We start from the raw sequence: 13394 nt of genomic DNA on the forward strand, positions 1-13394 counted from the left end.
GGCTTTTCGAAAAGCCTTGTCCCCGCCCGGCCGCACGCGTTACCCCCTGACCCATGCGTTTCGATCTGTCTCATCTGGGGTCTTGGGCCAACCTGCCATTCTTCGCGCGCGACATAAGCGGCTTCGAAGCCGCTTTGACCGCTGAACCCCGGCCCTGGCTCCCCGCCCCGGCGCAGGTCTTTGCCGCACTGGAAGCCTGCCCGCCGGACCGAACAAAGGTCGTTATCCTCGGCCAAGACCCCTACCCGACGCCGGGTCATGCCCATGGTCTCGCTTTCTCGGCGGAACCGCATGTGCGCCCGCTGCCCCGATCTCTCTCCAATATCTACAAGGAGATGCAGGCCGATCTGGGCACCTGCCCGCCCAATGCCGACCTGCGGTTCTGGGCCACGCAGGGCGTCCTCCTGCTCAACACCGTTCTGACGGTGCCTGCGGGCGAGGCCAATGGCCACGCGAAACTGGGCTGGCAGCGGCTGACAGGACAGGTGCTTGACCGCCTTGCCTCCGACCGCGCGCCCCGAGTCTACATGCTTTGGGGCAAGCCCGCGCAGAAAGCTGCCAAAGACATCCCCGCAGAGCGTAATCTCAAGCTCGAAGCCCCCCACCCTTCGCCCCTTTCCGCGCATCGGGGCTTTTTTGGCGCACGCCCCTTCTCTCGCGCGAATAACTGGTTACAAGAACAGGGCATGACGCCCATCAACTGGACGGACCCGGGACAGATATGACCACAAGCATTCTCGATAAGATCAAGGCCTACAAGCTGGAAGACGTGGCCGCCCGCAAAGCCGCCCGGCCCATGGCCGCCGTGGAAGCCGATGCAGAGGCCGCCCCGCCGGTTCGCCCCTTCGCAGAGGCTCTCAGCATTGCCTCGCGCGAGGGCTACGGGCTGATTGCCGAGATCAAGAAAGCCAGCCCCTCCAAGGGGCTCATCCGCGCCGATTTCGACCCGCCCGCTTTGGCCCGTGCCTATGAGGCCGGGGGCGCGACCTGCCTGTCTGTCCTGACCGACACGCCCTCCTTTCAGGGCGCTGACGAATACCTCATCGCCGCCCGCGCCGCTGTCTCGCTACCGGTTCTGCGCAAGGACTTCCTCTACGATCCCTACCAGGTGGCCGAGGCCCGCGCGCTTGGGGCCGATTGCATCCTGATCATTATGGCCAGCGTATCCGACGCTCAGGCAGAAGAGTTGGAAGACGCCGCAACCCGGTGGGGCATGGATGCGCTGATTGAAGTGCATGATGCAGAGGAACTGGACCGCGCCCTTCATCTGAAATCGCGGATGATCGGCATCAACAACCGCGACCTCAATACATTCGTCACCTCGCTCGACGTGACCAGGACGCTGGTGCGCCGCATCCCCGGCGACCGGATGGTGGTCTCTGAATCCGGGCTGAACACGCCCAAGGATCTCTCCGATATCGCCATGTATGGCAGCCGTTGTTTCCTGATCGGCGAAAGCCTGATGCGGCAGGAGGATGTGGAAACCGCCACGCGGACGCTTCTGGCCAACCCTTTGCGGGCCGCGCAGTGATGGCGGGTCTCACGCATTTCGACGCCGAGGGCCAGGCCCATATGGTTGATGTCTCGGACAAGCCGGTGACGGCGCGCGTGGCGGTGGCCGAAGGTTTCGTGCGGATGACGCCCGAGACACTTGCGGCCATCACCGGTGGTGAGGCGAAGAAGGGCGATGTTCTGGGGGTCGCACGGCTGGCGGGGATCATGGGGGCCAAGAAGACATCGGAACTTATCCCGCTCTGCCACCCGCTGCCGATCACCAAAGTCGCGCTGGAACTGGAGCCGGTTACGGCCCTTCCCGGCATCCGCATCGTGGCCACCGTCAAGACCGGCGGGCAGACCGGGGTCGAGATGGAGGCCCTGACCGCCGTCTCCACCGCCGCGCTGACCGTCTACGACATGGTGAAAGCCGTTGATAAATCAATGGAAATCACCGGCATCCGGTTGCTGCTGAAAGAGGGCGGAAAATCCGGGAGATACGAGGCACAGGCATGATCACCGTTGACGAGGCCCTCGCCGCCTGTCTGGCGCTTGCCGATCCGTCGCCCGCAGAAGAGGTTCCGCTGGCAGACGCCAATGGCCGGGTGCTGGCGAGACCGGTGCGGGCCCGACGAGATCAACCTCCCTTTGCGGCCTCGGCCATGGACGGCTACGCGGTGACGGCGGAGGCTCCACAGCCCGGTGACAGGTTCACCGTGATCGGGGAGGCCGCAGCGGGGCATGTCTGGCAGGGCCAGCTTGGCGACGGACAGGCGGTGCGCATCTTTACCGGGGCGCCGGTTCCTGACAGCGCTGCGCGGGTGATCATCCAGGAGGATGTGACGCGCGAGGGCGATGTGATCACCCTGGGAGACCGGCTGGATCACCAGACCAATATCCGCCCGGCAGGTGGCGATTTCCTGACCGGCGACGAACTGGACGCCCCACGCATCTTGCGCCCTGCCGATCTGGCGCTGGCCGCCGCCATGAACCTGCCCACCCTGCCCGTCACCCGCAAACCCGTCGTGGCGCTGATTGCCACCGGGGATGAGCTGGTGCAGCCGGGCGATACCCCGCGGCCAGACCAGATCGTGGCCTCCAATTCCTATGGGTTGAAGGCGCTGGCCGAGGCTGCTGGCGCCCATGCCCGCCTGTTGCCGATTGCGCGCGACACGGTGGAGAGCCTCGCCAGTACGCTGAAACTGGCGGCGGATGCGGATATCATCGTGACCATTGGCGGGGCGTCCGTGGGGGATCATGACCTTGTGGCAAAAGTCGCCGCATCCGAAGGGCTGGAGCGGAGTTTCTACAAGGTGGCGCTCAGACCCGGCAAGCCGCTTATGGCGGGACGGATGGGTAAGGCGGCGCTGCTCGGCCTGCCCGGCAACCCGGTCTCGGCCATGGTCTGCGGGCAGATTTTCCTTGTGCCGATGATCCGGGCGATGTTGGGTCTGGGCAAGGCCCCTGCCCCGCGTGAAACCGCCGAACTGGCGGTGGATCTGCCCCAGAACGGCCCGCGTGAACACTACATGCGCGCGGTGCTGGCGCCGGGCAGTCGGTATCCTCGCGTGACCCCCGATCCGCGTCAGGATTCCTCGCTGCTCAGCGTCCTGTCCCGCGCCGATGCGCTGATGATCTACCCCGCCGGGACCGGGCCACTGAAGGCCGGTGCGCTTGTGGATATCTTGCGGCTCTGACCCCCATGCGTTGACACGAAGCGGGAACAGCGGTAGAACATTCCCCGAACAGACGTGATTTCCGTTAGGGGAGGCCCCGAGATGCTGACCAAGAAGCAGCTGGACCTGCTGGAGCTTATTCACCGCCGTATGCAGCGCGACGGGGTGCCGCCCTCGTTCGACGAAATGAAGGATGCGCTGGACCTGCGCTCGAAGTCGGGCATTCACCGGCTGATCACGGCGCTGGAGGAGCGGGGTTTCATCCGGCGGCTGGCGCACAGGGCGCGTGCGATCGAGATCGTGAAACTGCCTGAAAGCCTGGAAACCAAACTGGGCGGCTTCACCCCCCGTGTGATCGAGGGAAGCAGGGCCGACCCGCCCCGCGACGCGCGCCCCGTGGCCGCCGCCTCTGCCATCGACCTGCCCGTCATGGGACGCATCGCCGCCGGGACGCCGATTGAGGCGATCAGCGAGGTGTCCACGCATGTGGCCGTGCCTCAGCAGATGCTGGGATCGGGCAAATCGCATTACGCGCTGGAGGTGAAGGGCGACTCGATGATCGAGGCCGGGATCAACGAAGGCGACATCGTGGTGATCGAGGAAGGCTCGACCGCTGATAATGGCGATATCGTCGTGGCGCTTGTGGAAGGTTATGAGGCGACGCTGAAACGGTTCCGCAAGAAAGGCAACATGATCGCGCTGGAAGCGGCCAACCCCGCCTATCAAACCCGGATGCTGCGCGACGATCAGGTCAAGGTGCAGGGCAAGCTTGTCGGGCTGATCCGCACCTATTGATCCGTCTCTCAGGCCGGTCTGACCGGCGCTGTTGTCTTCAAGCCTGCGCCCTGCCGTCTACGGGGTTTCGCCGACTTCGTCGTCGACCCGGGAGCGGCCCTCCTCAACCCCCGGCTGACGCCGGAGGCCTCGTCTGGCCGCGTTGCCACGGACAAATGGCAAGGATCGGGGCTGAACCGGAGACCATGGGCCTGGTGGCCAATGACCCATCACGGAAATCCGCGCGGGCGCCCCGTTGGTCAGCGGGATGTCGGCACCCAGGGACGCCGCCCCTGCAATGCGCGGGCCGTGACGACCCGCAGCCCGTTTTCCCCCGCCGCAAGCGCGATGGCGCCAGTTTGCGACAGGATGTCCGGGCCGATCATGACACAGGCCGCGCCCTCCCTGCTGCTGTCGGCCATGGCCGCCCCTGACCCCACGCCGGGTCCAAACTCCGGGACACCCCCAAGCCCGCTTTCCGACCGCTCGGAGGTGATCACCCAGTCATGCGCGGCGCAGGCTCGGGCAAGATCCTGCGCGGCCCGGCGACCGACCCCGTGCCACAGGGACATCCCGCCGATCGCCACCGCCTGCCCGGCCCCGTCCTCACCCCATGCCGGACGCGCAAAACCCCTGGCCTGATCCGCGTCATCCCCGTCATTTTCCAGCCACAGCCCCGCGACGAAACCGTCACCCCGCGCACGGCTGAGCGCTCGCCCCTCCTCCGTCATCACCCCGACCAGCCGCCCTGAGGGCGAGATCAGCAGCGACGGGCGCTCTCCGCTCGACCAGAGCAGAAGCGCCAGCGCTGCCGGGGCAAGTCCCGTCCAGCGCCCGCGCCCCCGCCACAGGATCACGAACAGCGCCCCGAGGGTCAACAGCGGCAACACCTCCGCCGGGGGCATTTCGATGGGCCTAACCGCGCCATCCATTCCCGAGATGCGCTCGGCCACGGCAAGGATCCAGACCAGCCCCGCCTCCATCACCCGGAAGGCCAGGACCTCCAACCCGAGAGGCCAGAGCAACATGGCCACCACCGCCGCGGGAACCACTAGGCTGCCCATGACAGGCACCGTCAGCAGGTTTGCGGCCAGCCCGTAAGACGCCAGCATGTTGAAATGCGCCGCCGCGAAGGGGGCCGTCGCCAGCCCCGCAACGCCAGAGGACAGGACCAGCCCAAGCAGCCAGCGCGCCCATGCGGGCCAGGTGCGCAGCCGCTCGATCCGGGACATGCCGGTGAAGACCGCCACCAGCGCGGTCGTGGCGGCAAAACTCATCTGGAATCCGGGGCCAAGCAGGGAGTCGGGGCGGTGTGCCAGAACGATCAGCGCCGCTATGGCGACCGAGCGCAAGGTGACAGCGCGCCGGTCCAGCAAAACCGCCGTGAACATCACCGCCACCTGGATGAAGGCGCGTTCGGTGGCGACGTTGCCGCCCGCCACGGCCAGGTAGAAGGCCCCGGCAGCCAAGGCCCCGACTGCGGCGATCTTCTTGGTGGGGAAACGCAGGGCAAGGGGCGGGATCAGCGACAGGCCGGAGCGCAGGCTTAAAAAGACAAAGCCGGTCAGCAATCCCATATGCAGGCCGGAAATGGCCAGAAGGTGGGCGATATTGGTGCGCCGAAGGGTCTCCAGCGTTTCGGTCGAGATGCCGGAGCGGTCCCCGGTCATGACAGCAGCAGCGAAGGCGCCGGGTTCGCCCTCGATCCGGGTCTGAATGGCGCGCGAAAGCCGCATGCGCAGATGCAACAGCGGCAAGACGCGCTCCGGGCGCGGCTCCAGCAGCAGCGCAGGATTGCGGGTATATCCGACCGCGCCGATGGACAGGAACCAGGCGTGTCGCTGGAAGTCGAAGCCGCCGGGCTCTCCCGGTCCTTCCGGGGGCGACAGATGGCCGGTCAGGGCAACACGCGCACCGGGTTCCGGCGTCAGGAACGGCTGGTCGCCGTGAAGCGAGACGCGCACCCGCCGGGGCACGCGGTCGGGGTCGGTGTCGGCCAGCACGACCCGATCCAGCGTCAGGCGCAACCGGTCCGAGGCGGACCGGTCCACCACCACGATCCGCCCTTCGATGGGGCCATAGTAACGAAATCCCAGAACCGGCCCCGCCACCTGAGCCGTCCGCACGCCTGCCGTGCACAGCCCGAGCGCGACAAGCAGCACCGCCGTCGCCAAGGGCCCAAGCGTTTCGCGTCGCCATCGGCCAATGAGCGCGGCCAGAAGGGCCGCCGCTCCGGCCAGGCCATACGCCATACGCCCCGGTTCCACTGGCAGAGCGAAATAGAGCGCCACCCCGATCCCGAAAAAGACCGGGGACCAGGGCATCAGATAACCCCGCTGGCCCTGCTGGACCGCATTCAACCAGTGCCACAGCCGCACTTGCCACCCCTTCCGGGCTTGCCTAAACCTGCGCGCAGATGACTGTGCGGCCTCATGGTTGCCAAACTGTTAACGCGCGGCGCCCGCTAAGGCCCACGTGCCCCGGAAAGGACCTTCGATGACCTCTGATGTCGTGACCCGCTTCGCCCCTTCGCCCACGGGCTTTCTGCATATCGGCGGCGCGCGGACGGCGCTGTTCAACTGGCTCTATGCGCGCGGGCGCGGCGGCACCTTCCTGCTGCGCATCGAAGATACGGACCGCGAACGGTCCACGCCCGAGGCAACGCAGGCCATTCTGAACGGGCTGACCTGGCTGGGGTTGGACTGGGACGGAGAGCCGATCAGCCAATTCGCCCGCTGCGACCGCCATGCAGAGGTGGCGCAAGAGATGCTGGCGGCAGGTCACGCCTATAAATGCTTCGCCACGCAGGAGGAGATTCAGGCCTTCCGCGATGCCGCCAAAGCTGAAGGGCGTTCGACGCTGTTCCTCAGCCCGTGGCGCGATGTAGCCGAGGCCGACCACCCGGACCTTCCTTATGTGATCCGGCTGAAAGCCCCGCGTGAAGGCGTGACGGTGATCCGCGATCAGGTGCAGGGCGATGTGACGATCCGCAACGATCAGCTCGACGACATGATCCTGTTACGCTCGGATGGCACACCTACCTATATGCATGCGGTTGTGGTGGATGATCATGACATGGGTGTCACCCATGTGATCCGGGGCGACGATCACCTGAACAACGCCGCCCGGCAGATCCAGATCTATCACGCCATGGGCTGGCCGGAACCGGTCTGGGCGCATATCCCGCTCATCCACGGGCCCGACGGCAAGAAACTGTCCAAACGCCACGGCGCGCTCGGGGTCGAGGAATACGCCGCCATGGGCTACCCGCCCGCCGCGATGCGCAACTATCTGGCGCGGCTTGGCTGGAGCCATGGGGATGACGAGCTGTTCAGCGACGCTGAGGCGAAAGAGTGGTTCGACCTGACGGGAATCGGCAAATCGCCCGCGCGGCTTGATTTCAAGAAGCTCGAACATGTGGCCAGCCATCATATCGGGGCCATGGCCGATGACGATTTGGTGTCTGAAATCGAGCGGTTTTTGGTGGCAACGCAGCAACCCGCGCTTTCGCAGGCGCAGAAAGATGGGCTGGCCGCTGCGATGTATTGCCTCAAGGATCGGGCAAAGTCACTTCCCCAAATCCTTGAAAAGGCGCATTTTGTTCTGACCGAACGCCCGCTGGATCGGGATGAGAAGTCGCTGGCCGCGTTGACAGATGTATCCCGTGGTATACTGACAGAATTGACGCCGCAGTTGCAAAATGCTAGCTGGACACGCGACACGCTGGAGGCGACAGTTTCCGAAGTGGCAGAGCGCCACGATCTGAAACTGGGCAAGCTTGCACCGGCCCTGAGGGCCGCGTTGGCAGGCCGCCCCGTCAGCCCGAGCGTTTTCGACATGATGCTCGTCATCGGCCGGGAGGAGACAATCGCCCGCCTGACGGAGGCCGCAGCCGAATGACCTGAGTGTGTCGTGGCTGCCTGCGAATAGAGGGGCCCGGGCAACCGGTCCCTGAACACCGCCTGATGACCCCATCGGGCAGGCTTTTTGAAGAGGGACTCAGGATGGCAGACAACAGAACCGCGACGCTCACGTTCGACAACAAGACATTCGAGCTGCCAATGCACTCGCCCAGTGTCGGTCCCGACGTGATCGACATCGGCAAGCTCTACGGTCAGGCAGGCGTCTTTACCCACGATCCGGGCTTCACCTCGACCTCGGCCTGCGAATCCACCATCACCTATATCGACGGTGACGCGGGCATCCTGCTGCATCGCGGCTACCCGATCGACCAGCTGGCGGAAAAATCGCATTATCTCGAAGTCTGCTATCTGCTGCTCTACGGTGAGCTGCCGACCGCGACCCAGCTGGAAGATTTCGAAGATCGCGTGACCCGTCACACGATGGTGCATGAACAGATGCACAACTTCTTCCGCGGGTTCCGGCGCGACGCGCATCCGATGGCCACCATGGTGGGCGTTGTCGGCGCGATGTCGGCCTTCTACCACGACTCCACCGACATTTCGGACCCGTGGCAGCGCGAGGTCGCCTCGATCCGCCTGATCGCCAAGCTGCCGACCATCGCCGCGATGGCGTATAAATATTCGATCGGTCAACCCTTTGTCTATCCGCGCAACGATTGTGACTATGCGACCAACTTCCTGCGCATGTGTTTCGCGGTCCCGGCAGAGGAATACCAGCCCGACCCGATCCTGAGCCGCGCGATGGACCGGATCTTTACCCTGCACGCGGACCATGAACAGAACGCCTCGACCTCGACGGTGCGTCTCGCGGGTTCCTCGGGCGCGAACCCGTTTGCCTGCATCGCCGCCGGTATCGCCTGTCTTTGGGGGCCTGCCCATGGCGGCGCCAACCAGGCCTGTCTGGAGATGCTGAAGGAAATCGGCTCGGTCGACCGCATCCCCGAATACATCGCGCGGGCCAAGGACAAGAACGACCCCTTCCGCCTGATGGGCTTCGGCCACCGGGTCTACAAGAATTTCGACCCGCGCGCGACGGTGATGAAGAAATCGGCCGACGAGGTGCTGGACCTTCTGGGTGTCGAAAACAACCCGCTGTTGCAGGTTGCCAAGGAGCTGGAACGCATCGCGCTGGAGGACGAGTATTTCTCCGAGAAGAAGCTCTTCCCGAACGTGGATTTCTATTCCGGCATCATCCTGGAGGCCATGGGCTTCCCCACCTCGATGTTCACGCCGATCTTCGCCCTGTCGCGGACCGTTGGCTGGATTTCCCAGTGGAAAGAGATGATCGCCGATCCGAAAGGCAAGATCGGTCGTCCGCGCCAGCTTTACACCGGCGCGACCTACCGCGAATACACGGATATCGAGAACCGCTGAGCGGTGCCTCGCAAGATTACGAAAGGCCGTCCCATGGGGCGGCCTTTTCGCATCCCGCCCTTGCGTCGCTATGTCCCCTGCCCCATCTGCCTGTAATGACACGGATAATCCTGACCGCGTTGAACCTGTCTCTGCTGGTTCTCTTCCCCCTGGCATGGGTCGCGCCGCTGATGCGGGCGGGGCTGTTGCCACTCTTCGGGTTAAGCGAGATATCGGTCCTGTCCGGTGTCGTGGCGCTATGGGAGGAAGACGTTCTGCTGGCGCTCGCCGTGGCGCTCTTTGCCATTGTCGCGCCGATCCTGAAGACGGCGGGTCTGGCGCTGATCCATTTCCGGATGACCGACAGCCGTTTGCTGACGCCGCTGACGGCGCTTGGCAAGCTCGCCATGGCGGATGTGTTCCTGATCGCCATCTACATCACACTGGCCAGGGGCGTCGGCGTGGGTCGGGTGGAAACCGCCTGGGGCCTGTGGCTTTTCACCGGCTGCGTGCTGGCCAGTTTCGGGATCAGCCTGGCCACCTCGGCTCTGGCCAAGCGCGGGGCCTTGGGCTAAGCCAATCCAATGGCAAAACCCGTCACCCAGTTCGTCTGTTCCGCCTGCGGCGCCACCCACAAGAAATGGGCAGGGCGCTGCGATGCCTGTGGCGAGTGGAATTCCATTCAGGAGGAAACGCCGCTGTCCATGGGCCCCGGTGCCAAGGCACTTGGGGGCATGAAGGGCAAGGGCATGGCGCTGACGGATCTCGCGACCGAGGAACGCCCGCCAGAACGCGACGGATCGGGCATCGCAGAACTGGACCGAGTGCTCGGTGGCGGGCTGGTCGGGGCAAGCGCCACGCTGGTGGGCGGCGACCCCGGCATCGGCAAATCGACGCTTCTGTTGCAGGCCGCGGCCAGTTTTGCGCAGGCGGGTCTCAAGGTCATCTATGTCTCGGGCGAGGAAGCCACGGCGCAGGTCCGCATGCGGGCGCAGCGGCTTGGACTGGGGGACAGCCCGGTGAAGCTGGCAGCAGAAACCAACCTGCGCGATATCCTGACCACGCTGGACGAAGAAAAGCCCGATCTGGTGGTGATCGATTCCATCCAGACCATGTGGCTCGACACGGTCGACTCAGCGCCGGGATCGGTCAGCCAGGTTCGCGCCGCCGCGCATGAACTGGTGAGCTTCGCAAAGCGCAAGGGCGTCAGTGTCATGCTGGTGGGCCATGTCACCAAGGAAGGCCAGATCGCTGGCCCCCGCGTGGTGGAACACATGGTCGACACCGTGCTCTATTTCGAAGGTGAGCGCGGCCACCAGTTCCGCATCCTGCGCAGCGTCAAGAACCGCTTTGGCCCGGCGGATGAGATCGGCGTGTTCGAGATGACCGGCGGCGGATTGGCCGAAGTGCCCAACCCCTCTGCCCTGTTCCTGTCCGACCGGCAGGCGCGGGCGCCGGGATCGGTGGTGTTTGCAGGCATCGAGGGGACGCGGCCCGTTCTGGTCGAGGTACAGGCCCTTGTCGCGCCCTCGTCGCTCAGCCAGCCTCGCCGCGCGGTTGTGGGCTGGGATGGCGGAAGGCTGTCCATGATCCTCGCTGTGCTGGAGGCGCGGGTGGGCATCAGCTTTCAGGGGCTCGACGTCTATCTCAACATCGCGGGCGGCATGCGCATCTCGGAACCCGCCGCCGATCTGGCCGTGGCCGCCGCGCTTTTGTCGGCGCGAGAGGACGAAGCCCTGCCCGCCACCACCGTCGTTTTCGGCGAATTGAGCCTGTCGGGTGCCTTACGCCCGGTCTCTCAGGCGGAAAACAGGTTGAAAGAGGCGCGGAAACTTGGTTTTTCCTCCGCAATCGCACCTGAGGGATGCAAAATCACCGACGGGGCTGATATGGATTTGAAACTGATGCCGGACCTGGCCCGGTTCACTGGTGATATTTTCGGCGCAGGCTGACAGGCCCGAGCCACGAGGGAGACGAGAGAGATAATGGAAGGTTTTACCATTTTTGACGGGGTCGTGGCCGGTGTGATCGTGATCTCCGCCATTCTCGCCTATTCCCGTGGCTTCGTGCGCGAGGCGCTGTCCATCGCGGGCTGGATCGTGGCGGCCATCGTGGCCTTCATGTTTGCCCCCCGCGCCAAGGAGCTGATGTTCGAGATCCCTTATCTGGGAGACTTCCTCAACGGCTCCTGCGAACTGGCGGTCATCGCGGCTTTTGCCGCCGTCTTCGCCATCGCGCTTGTGGTCATCTCTCTCTTCACTCCTTTCTTCTCCAGCGCCGTTCAACGATCCGCCATCGGCGGGCTGGATGCGGGGCTTGGCTTCCTCTTCGGGGTGCTGCGCGGGGTGCTTCTGGTTGTTGTGGCGCTCATCGCCTATGACCGCATCGTCGGGAACGAGCCGATTGCGGTGATTTCCGACAGCCGGTCGGCCGAAATCTTCCAGTCGATGCAGACCCGAGTCGAGGAACAGATCCCCTCGGACGCGCCCGGCTGGATCGTCAGCCGCTATGAGGAACTGGTGAATAGCTGCGGCCCGGTGGACGGGAACTAAGCCCTAATCGGCGGCGGACAGGAACGCCTGCGCCGCCTGCAGGGCTTCGCGCCAGTTCGGATCGCTCGGCACCATGACGTGGTTCGGGCTGTCCACCATGTGAAATTCGGCATTCGGCAATTGCGCCGCCAGGTCCTGGCTTTCGGTTACCGGATGCACGGCATCCCGGTCTGCATGAAGCAGCAGCACGGGGGCGGTGACCTTGTCCAGAACATCGGACACATCGAACTCTGCAATCAGGGACCGCAATTGTGCGGCTGTGTCCGGTGTGGCCGAGATTTGCTTCATCTCGACAAAGCTCGCCAACTCCTCGGGCGTGGCCGTGGGCATGTAGACGGTGGAAAAGGCCTGCATCAGCGGGCTGCCGACCTTGCCCCATCCGCTGCGGATCATCTCGGTCATTGCCTTGCCGACAGACGCATCCGCGCGGTGTTGCGACCCGCGACTAAAGCCACCGATTAGCACCATACGGCTGACCCGATCAGGGTGGGCTGCCGCGAAAGCAAGAGCAACGGGTGCGCTTTGCGACGCTGCGAAAATGGCAAACCGATCCAGACTGGCCGCGTCAGCGACCGCCGTCAGGTCGGCGACGAAATCTTCCAGCGTCCCGCCGCGAAGGGTCCGGTCAGTCAGCCCCGTCCCCCGTGGATCATAGCGCACCAGCCGGTGATGCGCGCTCAGTTGATCCAGCAGAGGCCGCCAGACCGGGCTTTTCCAGTCATGTTCCAGATGCGACAGCCAATGGCTGCCCCGCATCAGCGGCGGTCCTTCGCCGGATTGGGCGAAAGCCAGCCGGGTACCGTCGCGGCTGGTCGTGTAGCGGATCACTTGATTGATCTTGCGGGTGGGTTGCGGGGTGTGCGGCGCATCGGCCACCGCATCCACAGGCACCGCCATCTGAACACCGCGCCGCGGGATCGTCCGGATCACCTCTTGCGCCGCACCGCTGTCGCCAACCGCCTTGCGCGCGGCATTGATCCGCGCGGCCAGTGTGGAATCCGAGACAATGCGTCCCTTCCAGACCTCGGCGATCATGTCGTCCTGCGAGACCAGCGCCGGGGCCATGCGCGCCAGCAGCACCAGCAGGTCAAAGACCTGTGGTTCTATATGAACCTCCTGCCCATTCCGCGTGAGCAGGTGGGCACGGGCATCAAGCTGGCAATCCGCAAACTGGTAGATCATGGCCCATGATTGCGCAGGTTGCGAAGCTTTCTCAAGGAAAACAGCCGCGTCACAAGACAAATCGGACAAATCTCAAGGCGATCTAAAGACCGTCTTCAAGCGTGGCTTCGGCAGTAGTGGCACTCTGGTTCCCATCAGATGCAAAGGAGACCTGCCATGACCGACACGATCAAAACCCGCCCCGATGGTTCCATCGACACCGGCTTTTACATGGCCCGTGGCCGCCAGATGCGCAGCCAGCAGGCCGCCGACATGGCCCGCACCGGCAGCCGCAAGACCCTGTCCCTTGTGCCGGTTCTGGCCATCTTCGGGCTCGCCGTTCTGGTGATCGTGCCAGGCCTGCTTTGATCTGCCGGTCGAAGGAAACACATATCGGAAATCGCGCATTCACATATCTGTCACAGGTGACTTTACCTGCCCGGGGGGCTATACGGACGCGG

At 64.6% G+C, this 13394-nt stretch carries 13 protein-coding genes; 11 read left to right on the plus strand and 2 right to left on the minus strand.

Features of this window, described 5'->3' with window-relative positions; genetic code table 11:
* The first annotated feature begins 53 nt into the window (after nucleotides 1-53).
* The 5 genes from ACOOEX_RS11245 (at nucleotide 54) to lexA (ending at nucleotide 3965) form a co-directional block, all read left to right on the plus strand.
* Complete coding sequence (locus tag ACOOEX_RS11245) at nucleotides 54-725, plus strand: uracil-DNA glycosylase (protein ID WP_420394919.1); 672 nt, start codon at nucleotides 54-56, stop codon at nucleotides 723-725.
* A complete protein-coding gene (trpC, locus tag ACOOEX_RS11250) occupies nucleotides 722-1531 on the plus strand; it encodes an indole-3-glycerol phosphate synthase TrpC (protein WP_420394920.1) in 810 nt (269 codons plus the stop codon). Before ACOOEX_RS11245 ends, trpC begins: the two co-directional genes overlap by 4 nt.
* Nucleotides 1531-2010, plus strand: coding sequence for a cyclic pyranopterin monophosphate synthase MoaC (gene moaC, locus ACOOEX_RS11255; RefSeq protein WP_420394921.1), 480 nt, complete (start codon nucleotides 1531-1533; stop codon nucleotides 2008-2010). Before trpC ends, moaC begins: the two co-directional genes overlap by 1 nt.
* A complete protein-coding gene (glp, locus tag ACOOEX_RS11260; RefSeq protein WP_420394922.1) occupies nucleotides 2007-3191 on the plus strand; it encodes a gephyrin-like molybdotransferase Glp in 1185 nt (394 codons plus the stop codon). The genes moaC and glp overlap by 4 nt, the downstream gene beginning before the upstream one ends.
* Before the next feature lie 81 nt (nucleotides 3192-3272).
* Nucleotides 3273-3965, plus strand: coding sequence for a transcriptional repressor LexA (gene lexA / locus ACOOEX_RS11265; protein WP_071691659.1), 693 nt, complete (start codon nucleotides 3273-3275; stop codon nucleotides 3963-3965).
* 239 nt (nucleotides 3966-4204) lie between these two features.
* On the opposite strand, the gene ACOOEX_RS11270 is transcribed toward lexA, so the two are convergent.
* On the minus strand, nucleotides 4205-6268 hold the full coding sequence (locus tag ACOOEX_RS11270; protein WP_420394923.1) for a ComEC/Rec2 family competence protein: 2064 nt from the start codon (nucleotides 6266-6268) through the stop codon (nucleotides 4205-4207).
* Nucleotides 6269-6440: 172 nt separating this feature from the next.
* Between ACOOEX_RS11270 and gltX the strand changes: the two genes are divergently transcribed.
* From gltX to ACOOEX_RS11295, 5 genes are all read left to right on the plus strand, one after another.
* Nucleotides 6441-7844, plus strand: a complete 1404-nt coding sequence (gene gltX / locus ACOOEX_RS11275; RefSeq protein WP_420394924.1) for a glutamate--tRNA ligase — start codon at nucleotides 6441-6443, stop codon at nucleotides 7842-7844.
* A 104-nt stretch (nucleotides 7845-7948) separates the two neighbouring features.
* Nucleotides 7949-9241, plus strand: coding sequence for a citrate synthase (gene gltA / locus ACOOEX_RS11280; protein ID WP_420394925.1), 1293 nt, complete (start codon nucleotides 7949-7951; stop codon nucleotides 9239-9241).
* A 95-nt stretch (nucleotides 9242-9336) separates the two neighbouring features.
* Entirely contained in the window at nucleotides 9337-9795 is a 459-nt protein-coding gene (locus ACOOEX_RS11285; RefSeq protein ID WP_420394926.1) for a paraquat-inducible protein A, read from the plus strand.
* Between the two features lie 9 nt (nucleotides 9796-9804).
* Nucleotides 9805-11172: a DNA repair protein RadA gene (gene radA / locus ACOOEX_RS11290; protein ID WP_420394927.1), complete on the plus strand. Its 1368-nt coding sequence runs from the start codon at nucleotides 9805-9807 to the stop codon at nucleotides 11170-11172.
* 33 nt (nucleotides 11173-11205) lie between these two features.
* Nucleotides 11206-11772: a CvpA family protein gene (locus ACOOEX_RS11295; RefSeq protein WP_420394928.1), complete on the plus strand. Its 567-nt coding sequence runs from the start codon at nucleotides 11206-11208 to the stop codon at nucleotides 11770-11772.
* Nucleotides 11773-11775: 3 nt separating this feature from the next.
* On the opposite strand, the gene ACOOEX_RS11300 is transcribed toward ACOOEX_RS11295, so the two are convergent.
* Entirely contained in the window at nucleotides 11776-12954 is a 1179-nt protein-coding gene (locus ACOOEX_RS11300; RefSeq protein WP_420394929.1) for an alpha/beta fold hydrolase, read from the minus strand.
* Between the two features lie 156 nt (nucleotides 12955-13110).
* On the opposite strand from ACOOEX_RS11300, the gene ACOOEX_RS11305 reads away from it, so the two are divergent.
* On the plus strand, nucleotides 13111-13302 hold the full coding sequence (locus ACOOEX_RS11305; protein ID WP_420394930.1) for a hypothetical protein: 192 nt from the start codon (nucleotides 13111-13113) through the stop codon (nucleotides 13300-13302).
* Nucleotides 13303-13394: the final 92 nt, after the last annotated feature.

It is taken from the genome of Nioella sp. (assembly GCF_965215655.1).
Classification (GTDB): Bacteria; Pseudomonadota; Alphaproteobacteria; order Rhodobacterales; family Rhodobacteraceae; genus Nioella.